The sequence below is a fragment of the uncultured Cellulomonas sp. genome (assembly GCF_947494015.1).
GTDB lineage: Bacteria > Actinomycetota > Actinomycetes > Actinomycetales > Cellulomonadaceae > Pengzhenrongella.
This window is the reverse complement of the sequence record NZ_CANLTL010000010.1, coordinates 109,752-127,299: the sequence shown is the minus strand read 5'-3', so window position 1 is coordinate 127,299 and position 17,548 is coordinate 109,752. Positions and strand designations below refer to the sequence as shown.

The 17,548-nt window shown below is 71.9% G+C and carries 14 protein-coding genes; 3 read left to right on the top strand and 11 right to left on the bottom strand.

Translation table 11 applies throughout. From position 1 onward, the window contains the following. The first annotated feature begins 11 nt into the window (after window positions 1-11). Window positions 12-296: a YciI family protein gene (locus tag Q0840_RS12710; RefSeq protein ID WP_298459918.1), complete on the top strand. Its 285-nt coding sequence runs from the start codon at window positions 12-14 to the stop codon at window positions 294-296. A gap of 21 nt (window positions 297-317) precedes the next feature. Here Q0840_RS12710 and uvrB read toward each other — a convergent pair whose 3' ends face one another. The 7 genes from uvrB to Q0840_RS12675 all read right to left on the bottom strand — a co-directional run bounded on the left by uvrB (window position 318) and on the right by Q0840_RS12675 (window position 10,313). Next, a complete protein-coding gene (uvrB, locus tag Q0840_RS12705) occupies window positions 318-2,411 on the bottom strand; it encodes an excinuclease ABC subunit UvrB (RefSeq protein WP_298459916.1) in 2,094 nt (697 codons plus the stop codon). Between the two features lie 88 nt (window positions 2,412-2,499). After that, window positions 2,500-3,126 (bottom strand): dephospho-CoA kinase, encoded by a 627-nt coding sequence (gene coaE / locus Q0840_RS12700; RefSeq protein WP_298459915.1) that lies wholly within the window; start codon window positions 3,124-3,126, stop codon window positions 2,500-2,502. A 130-nt stretch (window positions 3,127-3,256) separates the two neighbouring features. Further along, window positions 3,257-4,747, bottom strand: coding sequence for a 30S ribosomal protein S1 (gene rpsA / locus Q0840_RS12695; protein WP_298459914.1), 1,491 nt, complete (start codon window positions 4,745-4,747; stop codon window positions 3,257-3,259). Between the two features lie 181 nt (window positions 4,748-4,928). Next, a complete protein-coding gene (locus Q0840_RS12690; RefSeq protein WP_298459913.1) occupies window positions 4,929-6,713 on the bottom strand; it encodes an ABC transporter ATP-binding protein in 1,785 nt (594 codons plus the stop codon). Window positions 6,714-6,717: 4 nt separating this feature from the next. Continuing rightward, window positions 6,718-7,662, bottom strand: a complete 945-nt coding sequence (locus Q0840_RS12685) for an ABC transporter permease (RefSeq protein WP_298459912.1) — start codon at window positions 7,660-7,662, stop codon at window positions 6,718-6,720. Beyond that, window positions 7,659-8,663: an ABC transporter permease gene (locus Q0840_RS12680; protein WP_298459911.1), complete on the bottom strand. Its 1,005-nt coding sequence runs from the start codon at window positions 8,661-8,663 to the stop codon at window positions 7,659-7,661. Before Q0840_RS12680 ends, Q0840_RS12685 begins: the two co-directional genes overlap by 4 nt. A 27-nt stretch (window positions 8,664-8,690) precedes the next feature. Continuing rightward, window positions 8,691-10,313, bottom strand: a complete 1,623-nt coding sequence (locus Q0840_RS12675; RefSeq protein ID WP_298459957.1) for an ABC transporter substrate-binding protein — start codon at window positions 10,311-10,313, stop codon at window positions 8,691-8,693. Window positions 10,314-10,454: 141 nt separating this feature from the next. Here Q0840_RS12675 and Q0840_RS12670 point away from each other — a divergent pair, with 141 nt between their 5' ends. After that, window positions 10,455-11,261 carry a class I SAM-dependent methyltransferase gene (locus Q0840_RS12670; RefSeq protein ID WP_298459910.1) on the top strand — a complete coding sequence of 269 codons (807 nt, stop codon included), beginning with the start codon at window positions 10,455-10,457 and terminating at the stop codon, window positions 11,259-11,261. Window positions 11,262-11,362: 101 nt separating this feature from the next. Here the strand turns inward: Q0840_RS12670 and Q0840_RS12665 are convergent, their stop codons facing one another. The 3 genes from Q0840_RS12665 to polA form a co-directional block, all read right to left on the bottom strand. Then, window positions 11,363-13,021, bottom strand: a complete 1,659-nt coding sequence (locus Q0840_RS12665) for a cation acetate symporter (protein WP_298459909.1) — start codon at window positions 13,019-13,021, stop codon at window positions 11,363-11,365. After that, the gene (locus Q0840_RS12660; protein WP_298459907.1) at window positions 13,018-13,356 is read right to left on the bottom strand and encodes a DUF485 domain-containing protein; all 339 of its coding nucleotides are present in this window, start codon (window positions 13,354-13,356) and stop codon (window positions 13,018-13,020) included. The genes Q0840_RS12665 and Q0840_RS12660 overlap by 4 nt, the downstream gene beginning before the upstream one ends. Before the next feature lie 153 nt (window positions 13,357-13,509). Then, window positions 13,510-16,269, bottom strand: a complete 2,760-nt coding sequence (polA, locus tag Q0840_RS12655) for a DNA polymerase I (RefSeq protein WP_298459906.1) — start codon at window positions 16,267-16,269, stop codon at window positions 13,510-13,512. Here polA and Q0840_RS12650 point away from each other — a divergent pair. Further along, entirely contained in the window at window positions 16,268-16,687 is a 420-nt protein-coding gene (locus Q0840_RS12650; protein ID WP_298459905.1) for a PaaI family thioesterase, read from the top strand. The two genes, polA and Q0840_RS12650, sit on opposite strands and share 2 nt — an antisense overlap. Here the strand turns inward: Q0840_RS12650 and Q0840_RS12645 are convergent. Then, window positions 16,597-17,370 (bottom strand): GNAT family N-acetyltransferase, encoded by a 774-nt coding sequence (locus tag Q0840_RS12645; RefSeq protein ID WP_298459904.1) that lies wholly within the window; start codon window positions 17,368-17,370, stop codon window positions 16,597-16,599. The genes Q0840_RS12650 and Q0840_RS12645 overlap by 91 nt on opposite strands. Window positions 17,371-17,548 lie beyond the last annotated feature (178 nt).

Sequence of the window (17,548 nt, the reverse complement as noted above, 5' to 3'; positions counted from 1 at the left end):
AGGATGGCGCCATGACGATCTACGCCGTCCAGTACACCTACGACGACCGGACCGAACGCCGCGACGAGGTCCGGTCCGAGCACCGCGGCTACCTCGCCCAGCTCGTGGAGAGCGGGTCCCTGCTGTCGTCCGGGCCATGGGCCGACGGCGCCCCCGGTGCGCTGCTCCTCATGTCGGCCGACTCCGCTGCTGACGTCGAGCGGCTGCTGGACGCCGACCCGTTCACCCGGGAGGGCCTGGTCGCCGGCCGGGAGGTCCGGGCCTGGACGCCGGTGCTGGGTACCTGGGGCGCCTGACCGGTCACCGTCCGGCCGCCGTCACGCCGTCGCGGCGTGCATCTGGCGCAGCTCCTTCTTCAAGCCGGAGATCTCGTCGCGCAGCCGCGCGGCGAGCTCGAACTGCAGCTCGGCGGCGGCGGCGTGCATCTGGTCGCTGAGCTCCTGGATGAGGTCGGCGAGCTCGCTCGAGGCCGCTCCGACCAGGGCGGTGCGCCCGGTGGGCGACGTGGACCCCGGCGTCGGGGCCTTGCCGCGGGACGGCTTGCGGTAGCCGCCGGCCAGCAGCTCGGCGGTGTCGACGTCCTCCCGGGCCAGCATGTCCGTGATGTCGCCGATCTTCTTGCGCAGCGGGGTCGGGTCGATGCCGTGCTCGAGGTTGTAGGCGATCTGCTTCTCCCGGCGCCGTGACGTCTCGTCGATGGCCTGGGCCATCGCGGGCGTCATCTTGTCCGCGTACATGTGCACCTGACCGGAGACGTTGCGCGCGGCCCGGCCGATGGTCTGGATGAGCGAGGTGCCGGACCGCAGGAAACCCTCCTTGTCCGCGTCCAGGATCGCGACCAGGGAGACCTCGGGCAGGTCCAGGCCCTCCCGCAGCAGGTTGATCCCGACCAGCACGTCGAACTGCCCGAGTCGCAGCTCGCGCAGCAGCTCGACGCGGCGCAGCGTGTCGACCTCGGAGTGCAGGTACCGCACCCGGACGTCCTTCTCCAGGAGGTAGTCGGTGAGGTCCTCGGACATCTTCTTGGTCAGCGTGGTCACCAGCACGCGCTCGTCGCGCTCCACGCGCACCCGGATCTCCTCGAGCAGGTCGTCGATCTGCCCGGTCGTCGGCTTCACGACCACCTCGGGGTCGACCAGACCGGTCGGCCGGATGATCTGCTCCACCACGCCGTCGGCCATCGACAGCTCGTAGGTGCCGGGGGTCGCGGACAGGTAGACGGTCTGCCCGATCCGCTCGGTGAACTCCTCCCACCGCAGCGGGCGGTTGTCCATCGCGCTCGGCAGCCGGAACCCGTGGTCGACGAGGCTGCGCTTGCGGGACATGTCGCCCTCGAACATGGCGCCGATCTGCGGGACCGTCACGTGGGACTCGTCGATGACGAGCAGGAAGTCCTCGGGGAAGTAGTCGAGCAGCGTGTTCGGGGCGCTGCCGGCGTTGCGACCGTCGATGTGCCGCGAGTAGTTCTCGATGCCCGAGCACGAGCCGATCTGGCGCATCATCTCGATGTCGTAGGTGGTGCGCATGCGCAGCCGCTGGGCCTCGAGCAGCTTGTTCGCCCGCTCGAGGTCCTTCAGACGCTCCTCGAGCTCGTGCTCGATGGACGCGATCGCGCGCTCCATCCGCTCCGGTCCGGCGACGTAGTGCGTCGCGGGGAAGACGTGCACCTCCTGCTCGGACCGGATGACGTCCCCGGTGAGCGGGTGCAGCGTGGCGATCGCCTCGATCTCGTCCCCGAAGAACTCGATCCGGATCGCGAGCTCCTCGTACACCGGGATGATCTCGACCGTGTCGCCGCGCACCCGGAACGTCCCACGGGTGAACGCCAGGTCGTTGCGGGAGTACTGCATCGCGACGAACTGGCGCAGCAGCGCGTCCCGCTCGACCTGGTCCCCGACGGCGAGCCGCACCATCCGGTCCACGTACTCCTGCGGCGTGCCCAGGCCGTAGATGCACGACACGGAGGCGACCACCACGACGTCCCGGCGCGTCAGCAGCGAGCTCGTCGCCGAGTGCCGCAGCCGCTCGACCTCGTCGTTGATCGACGAGTCCTTCTCGATGAACGTGTCGGTCTGGGCGATGTACGCCTCGGGCTGGTAGTAGTCGTAGTAGGAGACGAAGTACTCGACGGCGTTGTTGGGGAGCAGCTCGCGGAACTCGGTCGCGAGCTGTGCGGCGAGCGTCTTGTTCGGCGCCATGACGAGCGTGGGTCGCTGGAGCTTCTCGATCAGCCAGGCGGTCGTGGCGGACTTGCCGGTGCCGGTCGCGCCGAGCAGCACGACGTCCTTCTCTCCCGCGTTCACCCGGTCCGCGAGCTGGCCGATCGCGGTCGGCTGGTCACCGGACGGCGTGTACTCCGAGATGACCTCGAACGGGGCGACGGTCCGCTGCAGGTCGGTCACTGGACGCATGTGTCAACCGTACGACCACCCACCCACACGCCGGACCGCCCGGGCCCCTCGAAGGGCCCGGTATCGCCCCCGGCGAACCCGGCCGCCGTCAGAGCCCGGCGTCGACCTCGGCCAGACGCTCCTCCTCGATCCGCGCCCACAGCGCGTCGACCTGCTCCCGCAGCGCCTCCACCGACCCGCTGCCGTCCAGGACGCGGTCCGCCACCGCGAGCCGGTCGCCCTCGGACGCCTGGGCGGCGACCCGCCGCTCGGCCTCCTCCCGGGTGAGCCCGCGGGTCTGCACGAGCCGCTGCACCCGCAGGTCGGCCGGTGCCTGCACCACGACCAGCAGGTGGAACGCCTCCGCCTGGCCGGTCTCCACCAGCAGCGGGATGTCGTGGACGACGACGGCGCCGGTCCCGGAGGCCGCGATCGCCGCCTCCCGCTCGGCGGCCAGCCGGCGGATGACCGGGTGGACGAGCGCGTCCAGCCGTTCACGCGCGGCGGTGTCGGCGAACACCAGCCGGCCCAGGGCGGCGCGGTCCAGCTCGCCGTCGGCGGCCAGCACGCCGGGACCGAAGGACTCCACCACCGCGTCGAGCCCGGCCGAGCCCGGCCGGACCGCCTCGCGCGCCAGCCCGTCGTGGTCGATCACCGCCGCGCCGTGCTCGGCCAGCCGGCCGGCCACGACCGTCTTGCCCGATGCGATCCCGCCGGTCAGTCCGATGCGCTGCATCGACCCATCCTTGCATCCGCCCCAGGGACGCGTCCGTGCACGCACCACGGCCACGGGCCGGCCACCGAGGTGACCGGCCCGTGGCCGTGGTGCTGGGGTCCGTGACCCGGTGCGCCGGGGCGCCCCGGGCTCAGGCCCCGGTGAGCTTCTCGCGCAGCGCGGCGAGAGCCTCGTCGGACGCCAGGGTGCCCCCGACCTCCTCGGCCGGCGGCGTCGAGGAGTAGCTCGACGCCGCAGCAGCGCCGCCCCCGCCGGCGGTGTCGCCGCCGCCGTTCGCGGCCTCGAGGTCCGCGCGCGCGGCCTCGGCGACCTGCTTGCGGTGCGCCTCCCAGCGCTCGTGGGCCTGCGCGTACTGCGCCTCCCACACCTCGCGCTGCGCCTCGAAGCCCTCGAGCCACTCGTTCGTGGTCGGGTCGAAGCCCTCGGGGTACTTGTAGTTGCCCTGCTCGTCGTACTCGGCCGCCATGCCGTACAGCGCCGGGTCGAAGTCGTCGCTGGTCGGGTCGACACCCTCATTGGCCTGCTTGAGCGACAGCGAGATCCGGCGACGCTCCAGGTCGATGTCGATGACCTTGACGAACACGTCGTCGTTGACCTGGACGACCTGCTCCGGGATCTCGACGTGGCGCACGGCCAGCTCCGAGATGTGGACCAGGCCCTCGATGCCGTCCTCGACGCGCACGAACGCACCGAACGGGACGAGCTTGGTGACCTTGCCCGGGACGACCTGACCGATGGCGTGCGTCCGGGCGAAGGCCTGCCACGGGTCCTCCTGCGTCGCCTTCAGCGACAGGGAGACACGCTCGCGGTCGAAGTCGACGTCGAGCACCTCGACGGTGACCTCCTGGCCGACCTCGACGACCTCGGACGGGTGGTCGATGTGCTTCCAGGACAGCTCGGAGACGTGCACGAGCCCGTCGACACCGCCCAGGTCCACGAACGCGCCGAAGTTGACGATCGAGGAGACGACACCGGGACGGACCTGGCCCTTCTGCAGCGTCTGCAGGAAGGTCGAGCGGACCTCGGACTGCGTCTGCTCGAGCCAGGCGCGGCGGGACAGGACCACGTTGTTGCGGTTCTTGTCGAGCTCGATGATCTTGGCCTCGATCTCCTTGCCGACGTACGGCTGGAGGTCGCGCACCCGGCGCATCTCGACCAGCGACGCCGGCAGGAAGCCGCGCAGGCCGATGTCGAGGATGAGGCCGCCCTTGACGACCTCGATGACGGTGCCGGTGACGACGCCGTCCTCCTCCTTGATCTTCTCGATCGTGCCCCACGCGCGCTCGTACTGCGCCCGCTTCTTGGACAGGATCAGCCGGCCTTCCTTGTCCTCCTTCTGGAGGACCAGGGCCTCGACCGCGTCGCCGACCTTGACGACCTCACCGGGGTCCACGTCGTGCTTGATGGACAGCTCACGGGAGGGGATGACGCCCTCGGTCTTGTAGCCGATGTCGAGCAGGACCTCGTCGCGGTCGACCTTGACGATGGTGCCCTCGACGATGTCGCCATCGTTGAAGTACTTGATGGTGGCGTCGATGGCGGCGAGGAAGTCCTCGGCCGAGCCGATGTCGTTGATCGCGACCTGCGGGGTGGCCGGCTTCGCGGGGGTGGAGATGGTCATTGAGTGATGTGCTCCGATGCGGACAAGGAGTAGTTCGGATGGGTACCTTCGGTGGGTCGACGTCGCGACCGACGTGCCGCCTGCCCGACAGGGCGCGCGGCACCGCAGACGATCTTACCCGCCTCCCCCGACAGGGCCAACCCGCGGGCGGGCCGGGGGTCGGCGGCGCGCCGACCCCGGCTCAGCCGGCGAGCCCGAGCTCCAGGCCGGCGCCGGGGATGGCGTCGATGAGCATCCGCGTGTACTCCTGCTGCGGGTGGTCGAAGACGTCGTCGGCCGCTCCCTGCTCGACGATGCGTCCGCTCTCCATCACGCAGACGTGGTCGGCGATCTGGCGCACGACGGCGAGGTCGTGGCTGATGAACAGGTAGCTGAGGCCACGGCGGTGCTGCAGCTCGGCGAGCAGGTGCAGGATCTGGGACTGCACGATCACGTCGAGCGCGGACACCGCCTCGTCGCAGACCACCAGGTCGGGGTCCAGGGCCAGGGCCCGCGCGATCGCGACCCGCTGGCGCTGACCGCCGGACAGCTCGGCGGGGTAGCGCCGCAGCAGACTCGGCGGCAGCGCGACGTCGGCCATCAGGGCGTGGATGCGGTCGCGGCGCTCGGCGGCCGAGCCGCTGCCGTGCGCCTTGAGCGGCTCCTCGATCGTCCGGTACACCGTGTAGAGCGGGTCCAGCGACGCGTACGGGTCCTGGAAGATCGGCTGGACCCGGCGACGGAAGCGGACCTGCGCGGCGCGGTCGGCGCCGCCCACAGGCTCGCCGTCGAACCGGATCTCGCCGGACGTCGCGGGCAGCAGGTCCAGCATCATCCGGGCCACCGTGGACTTGCCCGAGCCGGACTCCCCCACGATGGCGACCGTGGTGCCGCGCGGGATGGCGAACGAGACGTCGTCGACGGCGGTGAAGTCCGTGCCGCGGGAGAACAGCCCCTTGCCGCGCAGCGAGAACACCTTGGTCACGTGCGAGACCTCGACGATGTGGTCGGGGACGTCGAGGGCCACCGGCTGGTCGGCGACCGGAGCCGCGCGCGTCGCGCCCACCGGCCCGTCGTGCCCGCCGGTCATCGCGACGAGGTCCGCGGCGGCCTCGGTGTCGGCGCCGTGCTGCTTCGCGAGCTGGATCCGGCGTGACGCGAGCGACGGCGCCGCGGCGAGCAGCCGTCGGGTGTACTCGTGCTGCGGCGAGCGCAGGATCTCCAGGGCGGGGCCGGTCTCGACGACCTCGCCGCGGTACATCACCACGATCCGGTCGGCGCGCTCGGCGGCGAGCCCGAGGTCGTGCGTGATGAGCAGCACGGCGGTCCCCAGCTCGTCCGTGAGCTCGTCCAGCCGATCGAGGATCGTGCGCTGCACGGTGACGTCCAGGGCCGACGTCGGCTCGTCGGCGATCAGCAGCCGGGGACGGCAGGCCAGACCCATCGCGATCAGCGCGCGCTGGCGCATCCCGCCGGAGAACTCGTGCGGGTACTGCTGGGCGCGCCGGGCGGCGTCGGGCAGGCCCGCCTCCTCGAGCAGCTCCACGGCACGGGTGCGCGCGGCCGCACCGCGGGCCACCCCGTTGTCCTCCAGGGCCTCGACGATCTGCGCACCCACCCGCATGACCGGGTTGAGGTTCGACATCGGGTCCTGCGGGACCAGACCGATGTCGCTGCCGCGCAGGCGCGACGTCGTCCCGGCGCCCTGGGCGGTGAGCTCCTGGCCGTCGAAGACGATCCGCCCGCCGGTGACCCGGCCGTTCTCGGCGAGCAGCCCGATCACCGCGGCCGCCGTCGTCGACTTGCCCGAGCCGGACTCCCCCACGATCGCGACGGTCTCCCCCGGGAGCACGTCGAAGCTGGCGCCACGGACCGCCGTCGCCGGCCCGGCCTCCGTGGTGAAGGTGACCTCGACGTCGCGCAGGCTGAGCAGCGGCGTGGGCTGCGCGCCGGCGGCGGCAGCGCTGGGGACGGCTCGGCTCGTCACCGGCTCACCTCTTCCTCGTCTTGGGGTCGAGCGCCTCACGCAGCGCCTCGCCGAACAGGGTGAAGCCCAGGGCGGTGATCGCGATGCAGGCGCCCGGCCACAGCGCCAGCCGCGGCGCCACCTCGAGCTCGTTCTGCGCGGCGGTCAGCATGCGTCCCCACTCGGCGGTGATCGGCGAGCCGCCGCCGAGACCGAGGAACGACAGCGCCGCGGCCTCGATCACCGCGGTCGCCAGCATGAGGGTCGCCTGCACGATCACGGGGCCGACGCTGTTGGGCACGATGTGGCTCATCACGACGGTCCGCCGGCTCAGGCCGAGCGAGGTGGCCGCGAGAACGTAGTCCTGGTCGCGCTGGGCGAGCATCGACCCGCGCAGCAGCCGAGCGAAGATCGGCACCTGCACCACGCCGATCGCGATGACCACCGCGTTGGGTGACTGGCCGATCACCGCGGCGATCGACACCGCGAGCAGCAGCGACGGCACGGACAGCATGAGGTCCACCAGCCGCATCGTCACGGTGTCCACCCAGCCGCCGAACGCGCCCGCCAGCAGCCCGAGCAGCGCGCCGCCGGCCAGCCCGAGCAGGGTCGACAGCACCCCGATCAGCAGCGACGCACGCGCGCCCCAGATCAGCTTGCTGAGCAGGTCGCCGCCGTAGCGGTCCAGGCCCAGCGGGTAGGCGTCGGACGGCCCGGGGATGAACGTCGGCCGGATCTCGGTGCGCCCGGGCAGCGCCTGCGGGTCGTACTGGGCCAGCACCGGCGCGAGCAGCGCCACGGCGAGGAAGACCAGCACGATGACGGCGCCGATGATCGCGCCGGGGTTGCGGCGCAGGCGGCGCGCGGCGACCCGCCAGATGCTCGCGCCGGCGTCGTCCCCGGCCGGGTCGTGGTCCGGCGGGCCGGCCGTCGCGCCGACGATGGTCTGGGCGGTGGGGTCGGTGGTCATCGCACTCGCATCCTCGGGTCGATGAGGCCGTAGGAGACGTCGACCGCCAGGTTGGCCAGCGCGTAGACGACGGCGACGAACAGGATGAAGCCCTGCAGGACGGCGTAGTCGAGGCTGAAGATGGCCTCGGCCAGGAAGCTGCCGATGCCGTTGAAGGCGAACACCGTCTCGGTCAGCACCGCCCCGGACAGCAGCAGGCCGACCTGCAGACCGATCGTGGTGGCCACGGGGAGCATGGCGTTGCGCAGCACGACCCGTCGCCGCAGCCGCGGCGGGCGCAGGCCCTTGGCGCGCGCCGTGCGCACGTAGTCGGCTCCCTGCACCTCGATGACCGACGCCCGGGTGATGCGGGCGATGATCGCCAGCGGGATCGACCCGAGGGCCAGCGCGGGCAGGAACAGGTGCTTGAGGGCGTCCCAGGACGCGTCCCACTCGCGGGTGAGCAGACCGTCCAGCACGTAGAAGCCGGTGGGGTGGGTCGCGACGATGGTCGGGTCCTGGCGGCCCGCGGACGGGAACCACCCGAGCTCCACCGCGAACGCGTACTTGAGCAGGAACGCGAGGAAGAAGACCGGGATGGTGACCCCGAGCAGCGAGGCCACCACGGTGGTGTGGTCCAGCGCACGGCCCTGGTGGCGGGCGGCGAGGTACCCCAGCGGGATGCCGACGCCGACCGCGATGACCAGGGCGACGACCGTGAGCTCGATGGTGGCCGGGAAGCGGCCGAGGAACTCCTCGAGCACCGGCACCCCGGTCCGGGTGGAGACGCCGAAGTTGCCGGTCACGAGCTGGCCGAGCCAGGTGAGGTACTGCTCGAGCAGCGGCTTGTCGAACCCGTAGAGACGGTTGATGTTGGCGACCGCCTCCGGGGTCGCGCGCTCCCCCAGGAGGGCCGTGGCCGGCCCTCCCGGGAGCGCGCGCACCCACAGGAACAGCAGGATCGACAGTCCGAGCAGGGTCGGGATCAGCAGCGCGAGGCGCTGCAGGACGAGTCGGGCCATCGAACGGTGCTACTCCTCAGCCGTCGGTCAGCCGTTGATGGTGATGACGTTGTAGACCTCGTCCTGGACCGGCGAGGCGGGGTAGCCCTCGACCTCCGGGGCGAAGGCCAGCGAGGGCACCGGGTGCGCGAGCGGCACGCCGGGCAGCCGCTCCATGATCGCCTCGTTGGCGGCCTCGTACGCGGCGACCTGCTCCTCCTTGCTGGCCTGGTACCGCGCGTCGCCGATGGCCTGGAACAGCTCGGGGTCGGTGAAGCCCCACTCGTTGGACGGCTGGCCGAAGAAGACGCCGATGAAGTTGTAGGTGTCGTTGTAGTCACCGGTCCACCCGAGCAGGTGCAGGCCGTGCTCGGCGCCGCCCTGGATGCGGTCGAGGTACTCCGGGGACCACGGCTCGGGCACCGGGTTCACCGTGATGCCGACCTCCGTGAGGTCCGCGGCGATGGCCTGGTAGGTCTGCTCCGGCGTGGGCATGTACGGGCGCGACACGTTGGTCGGGTAGTTGAAGTCGATGGTCAGGTCGGACGCACCGGCCTCCGCGAGCAGCTGACGGGCACGCTCGGGGTCGTAGTCGTAGGTCGCGACGTCGTCGCTCCAGCCCTCGACCGTCGGCGGGACGAAGTTGGTCGCGACCTCGGTCCCCTCCGGCAGGGTCTGCGCGACCAGCGCCTCCTTGTTGATCGCGTGCGCGATCGCCTGCCGCACCCGCGGGTCGGCCAGCTGGGGGTTCGCCTGGTTCATCCCGAGGTAGAGCACGTTGAACGGTGCCCGGTTCACGATCTGGAACCCGTCCTGCTCCAGGCTCGCGACGTCGGCCGGCGCGACGAGGTCGTAGCCGTCGATGTCGCCGGCCTGCAGCGCCTGACGGCGGGCGGTGGCGTCGGAGATGACCGGGAACACCACGCGGCGGATCTGCCCCTGGTCGCCCCAGTAGTCCTCGTTGGCGGTGAGCACGACCTCCTGGTCGCGCGTCCACGAGTCGAACACGTACGGACCGGTCCCGGTCGGGTGCCCGGTCGCGTACTCCGAGAGCACGGGCGAGGCCTCGTCGCCGCCCACCTCGTCGGCGCTGTACTCCTGCAGCGCCGTCGGGGACTGGATCGAGAAGGCCGGCAGCGACAGTGCGGAGATGAACTCCGGCAGCGGGCTCGCCAGGGTGATGACGGCCGTGCTCTCGTCCGGGGCCTCGCAGCTCTCGTACTTGCCGCCCTCGGTGTCGGCGAAGCCGCCGTTCACCTTGCCCCAGTAGTAGGACAGGCTCTCGGACTGCAGGATGCCGGTGAAGTTGTTCCACCGGTCGAAGTTGAAGCACACGGCCTCACCGTTGAAGGGCGTCCCGTCGTGGAACGTCACGCCCTCCTTGAGGTCGAACGTGTAGGTCAGGCCGTCGTCGCTGACCTCCCAGTCCTCGGCGAGCAGCGGTGCCGGGTCGGCGGTGCCGGGCACCGTCCCGACCAGGCCCTCGAAGATCTGGCGCGCCACCCGGAAGGACTCGCCGTCGTTGACGAACGCCGGGTCGAGGCCGGCGGGGTCGGCCGAGGCGGCGAAGATGAACGTGTCCCGCATGTCGTCGCTGGACGCCGTCGTGCTGTCCGAGCCCTCCGCCGTGTCACGATCGCTCGCGGCGCACGCGGTGAGCGCCAGCGCCATCGCGACGCCCGCGCCACCGACCTTCAGCCAATTCCTCACAGGGATCACCCTCCATAGACGCGCCTGGGACCGCTGACCTGCAGCAGAGAGCCGAGGTTAGACCATTCAGGTCACGTGGCCGTCACGCGACAAACTGGGCGCATGACGCACCACCGCCTGGGTTCGGCCGGCTTCCGCGACGTGCCCGACGACGTCGGCGGCGGCGCCGGCCGGGGCTGGTGGGACGCGAACGCCCAGGAGTACCTGACCGAGCACGGCGACTTCCTCGGGCCGGCGGACTTCCGGTGGTGCCCCGAGGGGCTGCGCGAGGCCGATGTCCGGCTGCTCGGCGACGTCCCGTCGCGCGACGTGCTGGAGGTGGGTGCGGGCGCGGGGCAGTGCACGCGGTGGCTGCGCTCGCAGGGGGTGCGGGCCGTGGCGACCGACGTGTCCGCGGGGATGCTCCGGTCGGGACGGACCCTGGACGCCCGCACCGGCGTGGTGGCACCGGCCGTGCAGGCCGACGCCCGGGCGCTGCCGTTCGCCGACCGCTCCTTCGACGTCGTGTTCACCGCATTCGGGGCGCTGCCCTTCGTGCCAGACACGGCCCGCGTGCACGCGGAGGTGGCCCGCGTCCTGCGGCCGGGCGGTCGGTGGGTCTTCGCCGTGACGCACCCGATCCGGTGGGCGTTCCCGGACGACCCGTCCGAGCACGGCCTGACCGCGATCCGGTCCTACTTCGACCGGCGGCCGTACGTGGAGACCGACGACACGGGCGCCGTCGTGTACGCCGAGTACCACCGCACGGTGGGTGACCACGTCGCCGACGTGGTCGGGGCCGGCTTCGTGCTCGAGCGGCTGGTCGAGCCGCCGTGGCCCGCGGGGCACACCCGCACGTGGGGTGGTTGGGGTCCGGTGCGCGGCAGCCGGCTGCCCGGCACGGCCATCTTCTGCACCCGGCTGCCGTAGCCAGCGGGGACCGTCACGACGCGGCGGCGCCCGCGCCCGCCGGGTGGCGGACGCGGGCGCCGTCGGGTGCCGCTGCTCGGACCGGGCTCGGTGGACCGGGGTCAGTGGTGCAGGACCGCCTTCTCCGAGCCGGCGCCGGTCAAGGAGCGGACCTCCATCTCGGCGAACTTCTCCGGCGACTCGTCCCTACGGCCCAGCTGCGTGCCGATCCACCCGAGCAGGAACGCGAGCGGGATCGAGACGATCCCGGGGTTCTCGAGCGGGAACACCGAGAAGTCGACCGAGGTGTCCTTGATCATGGACAGGCTCGCTCCGTCGGGGCCGACCTTGCCGGACACCACCGGCGACAGCGCGATGAGCACGATGCAGGAGATCAGCCCGCCGTACATGCTCCACAGCGCCCCGGTGGTGTTGAACTTCTTCCAGAACAGCGAGTAGAGGATCGTCGGCAGGTTGGCGCTGGCCGCGACGGCGAACGCGAGCGCGACCAGGAAGGCGATGTTCTGCCCCTGGGCGAAGATCCCGCCCACGATGGCCAGGATCCCGATGACCACGACCGTGATGCGGGCGACCCGCACCTCGCCGTCGGGGTTGACCTCCCCGTGCTTGAGGACGGACGCGTAGATGTCGTGCGCGAACGAGGCCGCTGCCGTGATGGTCAGCCCGGCGACGACCGCGAGGATCGTCGCGAACGCCACGGCCGCGATGATCCCGAGCAGGATCTCCCCGCCGAGGGCGAACGCCAGCAGCGGAGCTGCCGAGTTCACCCCGCCCGGGGCGGCGAGGATCGTGTCCGCGCCGACCAGCGCTCCGGCGCCGTACCCGAGCACCAGGGTGAACAGGTAGAAGATCCCGATGAGCCAGATGGCCCAGACCACCGAGCGGCGCGCCTCCTTGGCGGTGGGCACCGTGTAGAAGCGCATGAGCACGTGCGGCAGGCCCGCCGTGCCGAGGACGAGCGCCAGGGCCAGCGACAGGAAGTTGAGCTTGGTCAGCGCGCTCGCCCCGTACTGCTTGCCCGGCTCGATCAGGGCCTCGCCGCCCTCGCCGAAGCGGTCGACGGCGCCCTGCATCACGTCGGACAGGTTGAACCCGAACTTCGCCAGCACCCACACCGTCATCACGGCGGCTCCGGCGATGAGCAGCACCGCCTTGATGATCTGCACCCAGGTGGTGCCCTTCATCCCGCCGACGAGGACGTACAGGATCATCAGCGCCCCGACGACCGCCACCACCAGGCTCTGCCCGGCCGCCGAGGAGATGCCGAGCAGCAGCGCCACCAGGCCGCCGGCGCCGGCCATCTGGGCGAGCAGGTAGAAGAAGACGACGGCGAGGGTCGCCAGTGCGGCCGCCATCCGCACCGGACGCTGCTTGAGCCGGAAGGACAGCACGTCGGCCATCGTGAACTTGCCGGTGTTGCGCAGCAGCTCGGCGACGAGCAGCAGAGCCACCAGCCACGCGACGAGGAACCCGATCGAGTACATGAAGCCGTCGTAGCCGTTGACGGCGATCGCGCCGGCGATCCCGAGGAAGCTCGCGGCCGACAGGTAGTCCCCCGCGATCGCCGTGCCGTTCTGCGGACCGGTGAAGGACCGTCCACCGGCGTAGTAGTCGGCCGCGGTCCGGTTGTTCTTCGACGCCCGGAAGACGATGACGAGCGTCACCGCGACGAAGGCCGCGAAGATCCCGATGTTGACGGCCGGGTTGCCGACCTCGGTCGCCTCGGCGGCCGCCTGGAGCGTCCCCCCGTTGCGGCTCACAGGTCGCGCCCCTCGATCTGCTGGCGGAGCTCGTCCGCGATGGGGTCCTGGTGGGTGTTCGCCCAGCGGGCGTACACCATCGTGATGACGAACGTCGACACGAACTGCCCGAGGCCGATGACCAGGCCGATCGTGATGTTCCCGGAGATCCGGGTGCCCATGAACTCCGGCGCGTACGCCGCGAGCAGCACGTACAGCAGGTACCAGGCGAGGAACAGGGCCGTCATCGGGAAGACGAACGACCTGAACCGGCGCCGGAGCGCCTGGAACTCCGGGGAGCGCTGCACACGCTCGTAGTCGGTCTCCGCATCGGGCGGATGCGCCAGCTCGGACATGAAGCCTCCGGGTCACCAGAGGTGGCCGCGTTGCCACCGCGCACACTGTGGCGCACGCCACGGCCGCCGTGCGGGCGAAACGCCGTCCGAGCTGGCGGATCCGCCGCTGCGGACACCACCCCGCTGCCGACACCACCCCCGTGACCGGGTGGGTCAGTGGCCGGCCTCGTGCCAGCTGTGCCCGGCGCCCACCGACACGTCGAGCGGCACGGAGAGGTCCGCCGCGGCGCCCATCTGCTCGCGCACCAGCGCCTCGACCTCGTCGCGCTCCCCCGTGGCCACCTCGAGCACGAGCTCGTCGTGCACCTGCAGCAGCAGGCGGGACCGCAGTCCCCGACGGGTCAGCTCGCGGTCGACCCCGAGCATCGCGACCTTGATCAGGTCGGCCGCGCTGCCCTGGATGGGCGCGTTGAGCGCCATCCGCTCCGCCACGTCGCGCCGCTGCCGGTTGTCGCTGGTCAGGTCCGGCAGGTAGCGACGCCGACCCAGGATGGTCGCCGTGTACCCGGTCGCGCGGGCCTCGTCGACCACGCCCGTCAGGTAGTCGCGCACCCCGCCGAACCGGGAGAAGTAGTCCTCCATGAGCCCGGCGGCCTCGCCGACCGCGATGTCGAGCTGCTTGGACAGCCCGAAGGAGGACAGCCCGTAGGCGAGGCCGTACGACATCGCCTTGATCTTCGAGCGCATCTCACTGGTGACGTCCTGGGTGGCGACGCCGAAGACCCGCGACCCGACGTAGCGGTGCAGGTCCTCGCCCGAGCGGAACGCCTCGATCAGCGCCTCGTCCCCGGACAGGTGCGCCATGATCCGCATCTCGATCTGGCTGTAGTCGGCGGTCAGCAGCGTCTCGTACCCCGACCCCACCACGAACACCCGCCGGATCCGGCGACCGTCCTCGGTGCGGATCGGGATGTTCTGCAGGTTCGGGTCGGTGGACGACAACCGCCCGGTGGCCGCGATCGTCTGCATGAAGGTGGTGTGGATCCGCCCGTCGTCGGCGACCGACCGCAGCAGGCCCTCGACCGTCTGCCGCAGCCGGATGGCGTCGCGGTGCGCCAGCAGGTGCTGGAGGAAGGGGTGCTCCGTGCGGGCGTACAGGTCCGTCAGCGCGGCGGCGTCGGTCGTCCAGCCGGACTTGATCTTCTTCGTCTTCGGCATGCCGAGCTGGTCGAACAGGACCTCCTGCAACTGCTTGGGCGAGCCGAGGTTCACCTCCCGGCCGATGGCCGCGTAGGCGTCGGCGGCCTCGCTGGCCACGATCCCGCCGAAGTACCGCTCGAGCTCGGCGAGGTGGTCGGTGTCCGCCGCGATCCCGGTCCGCTCCATCCGGCCGAGCACGTCGACGAGCGGCAGCTCGACGTCGGCCAGCAGCCGGGTGGCGCCGCGCGCGTCGAGCTCATCGGTGAGCAGCTCGGTCAGGTCCGCCACGGCCGCGGCCCGCACCGCGGCCCGCCGGACCTCGTCGCTGCCGTCGAGCGCGAGGTCGAGCGACCCCTGGTCGCCCGACCCGGCGGCGTCGGCGGTCAGCTCGCGGCGCAGGTAGGAGAACGTCAGCTCGGCCAGGTCGTAGCCGCGCCGGTCCGGCTCGCACAGGTACGCGGCCAGCTCGACGTCGAACGTCACCCCGGCCAGCGTCAGGCCGCGAGCGGCCAGGGCGTGCCACGCCGACTTGGCGCCGTGGACGGTCAGCTCGACGTGCGGGTCGGAGAGCCAGGCGCCGAGCGCCGCCTCGTCCTCGGGCGTGATTTCGGCCAGGTCCACGACCGTCCCGACCCCGGCGTCGTCCACGATCGCGACGGTCCACGCGTCACCGCCGGACGGCGTGCCCTTGCCTCGGACGTCGACGGCGACGCGGCCCGCGGCGCGCGCCCCCAGCCACGGGCCGAGCGCGCCGACGGCGGGGGTCTCCAGCGTCAGCTCACCGGCCTCGACGGGCTCGGGCGGAGCCTGCTCGGCCATCACCATCGCGAACATCCGCTCGCGCAGCACCCGGAACTCGAGGGCGTCGAACACCGTGAGCATCGCGTCGCGGTCCCACGGCTGGACCGTGAGGTCCAGGGGGGTCAGCGGCAGCTCGACGTCGGTCAGCAAACGGTTCAGCCGGCGGTTGAGCAGCACCTGGTCGAGGTTGTCCCGCAGCGACGCGCCCGCCTTGCCGGTGATCCGGTCCACGTGCGCGACGACGCCCGCCAGGTCGCCGTAGGTCGTCAGCCACTTCGCCGCCGTCTTCGGCCCGACCCCGGGGATGCCGGGCAGGTTGTCGCTCGACTCCCCGACCAGGGCGGCCAGGTCGGAGTAGCGCTCGGGGCCGACCCCGTAGCGCTCGGTCACCGCCTCGGGCGTCATCCGCCACAGGTCGCTCACGCCCCGGACCGGGTACAGGACGGTCACGTGCTCGGTGACGAGCTGGAACATGTCCCGGTCGCCGGAGCTGATCAGGACGTCCATCCCGGCGCCCAACGCCTGGGTGGTCAGCGTCGCCAGGATGTCGTCGGCCTCGACGTTCGCCTTCTCCAGGACCGGGATCCGCATCGCACCGAGCACCTGGCGGATCAGTGCGACCTGACCGCGGAACGGCTCCGGCGTCGCGTCGCGCGTGCCCTTGTACTCGGCGTACTGCTCGGTCCGGAAGGTCGAGCGCCCGGCGTCGAACGCGACGGCGACGTGCGTGGGCGCCTCGTCGCGGAGCAGGTTGGCGAGCATCGAGGTGAAGCCGTAGACCGCGTTCGTCGGCTCGCCGTTGACCGTGGAGAACTTGTCCACCGGGAGCGCGAAGAACGCCCGGAACGCCATCGAGTGGCCGTCGACGAGCAGCAGGCGCGGGCGGACGGTGGGGTCGACAGCGGGCTGGTCGTCGGTCGGTGTCGCGGCGCCTGGCTGGTTGTCACTCACGGGTGCCAACCTATCCGCCATGACCGACACGGACGCCCTGGCCGACCTCCGCGCGCGCAGCCGCGGCACGCTCCTCGACCGGATGGGGATCGAGCTGCTCGAGGTGGGTCCGCAGCGGGCGGTGGGCACCATGCCGGTGGAGGGCAACACCCAACCGTACGGCCTGTTGCACGGCGGCGCGACGGTCGTGCTCGCCGAGACGCTCGGGTCCCTGGCTGCGGTGGCCCACGCCGGAGCGGGACGGGCCGCGGTCGGCATCGAGGTGAGCGCCACCCATCACCGCTCCGCCCGCAGCGGGTTGGTGACCGGGACCGCGACCGCCCTGCACCTGGGTCGGGCGACGGCGTCCTACGAAATCGTGGTCGTCGGCTCCGACTCGCGCCGGCTCGCGACCGCCCGCTTGACGTGCATGCTGATCGACGACCGCCGCGGCGACTGATCGGCGGTCACCGCGGTGGCGACGGGCTCCCGGTCCGCGCCCGGGTCGGCGCCGACCTGGCGCGCGGCGAGCCGCTCGGGCAGCTCGCGCAGGTCCACCGGTCCGCTGGTCGCGGACCGGACCTGACGGCGGCGGGCGATGAGGTCCTCCAGCCCGCGACCGGTGCTGCGGCGGGACCCCGTGCGGACCGGGTCGGCGGCCAGGCGGCGCTGGAGCACCTCGGTGGTGACCACCCGGTGCGCGGCCGCCGGCGCGAACCCGAGCCGGGCCAGGAACCGCTGCACGCCGCGGGAGCCGGGCAGCGGCACCGCGAAGACCTGGTCCGCCCCGGCGTCGTCGGCCACGGCGAGAGCGGCCGTGAGCAGCGCGTGACCCAGGCCACGACGGCGCCGGGACCGGCTGACGTAGAGCGCCTCGACGTGGAGGCTGACGTCCTCGGTGAACGGGCTCGGCCCGACCACGCGGGTCAGCAGGAGCCCGGCCAGGTCGCCGTCGACGTGCCCCACCATCGCGTGGCCGCCGGGGGTCGCCAGGAGCGTGCCGAGCTGGTGCCGCAGGCGGTCGGCGTCGTTGCTGCACAGCTGCGCACCGACGGCAGCCTCCGCGCGGGCCTCCAGGCAGAGTCCGACCAGACCGTCGAGGTCCTCGGGCATCGCCTCACGCACCTGCACACCTGGACGCACGGGGACCGCCTCCTGTTGATCGGCTAGCACGGCCGCGCTCCCCCGGGCGCATCCGACGCACGCAACGATGATGACAAGTCCATAACGGTTCTGCGCGCCGAACGGTGCCGAGCCTAGGGCCTGCGGGGCAGCAGTGAATCACTCCAGAAGGTGACCCGAGCACGCCGCGGCCCCGCCC

Bases quoted from the DNA above. Each gene is read 5' to 3' on its own strand.
- Q0840_RS12710 (WP_298459918.1), top strand. From the start codon at position 12: ATGACGATCTACGCCGTCCAGTACACCTACGACGACCGGACCGAACGC.
- Q0840_RS12650 (WP_298459905.1), top strand. From the start codon at position 16,268: ATGACCGACACGGACGCCCTGGCCGACCTCCGCGCGCGCAGCCGCGGC.
- Q0840_RS12680 (WP_298459911.1), bottom strand. From the start codon at position 8,663: ATGGCCCGACTCGTCCTGCAGCGCCTCGCGCTGCTGATCCCGACCCTG.
- polA (WP_298459906.1), bottom strand. From the start codon at position 16,269: ATGGCGGATAGGTTGGCACCCGTGAGTGACAACCAGCCAGGCGCCGCG.
- Q0840_RS12670 (WP_298459910.1), top strand. From the start codon at position 10,455: ATGACGCACCACCGCCTGGGTTCGGCCGGCTTCCGCGACGTGCCCGAC.
- coaE (WP_298459915.1), bottom strand. From the start codon at position 3,126: ATGCAGCGCATCGGACTGACCGGCGGGATCGCATCGGGCAAGACGGTC.
- uvrB (WP_298459916.1), bottom strand. From the start codon at position 2,411: ATGCGTCCAGTGACCGACCTGCAGCGGACCGTCGCCCCGTTCGAGGTC.
- Q0840_RS12685 (WP_298459912.1), bottom strand. From the start codon at position 7,662: ATGACCACCGACCCCACCGCCCAGACCATCGTCGGCGCGACGGCCGGC.
- rpsA (WP_298459914.1), bottom strand. From the start codon at position 4,747: ATGACCATCTCCACCCCCGCGAAGCCGGCCACCCCGCAGGTCGCGATC.
- Q0840_RS12660 (WP_298459907.1), bottom strand. From the start codon at position 13,356: ATGTCCGAGCTGGCGCATCCGCCCGATGCGGAGACCGACTACGAGCGT.
- Q0840_RS12675 (WP_298459957.1), bottom strand. From the start codon at position 10,313: ATGGCGCTGGCGCTCACCGCGTGCGCCGCGAGCGATCGTGACACGGCG.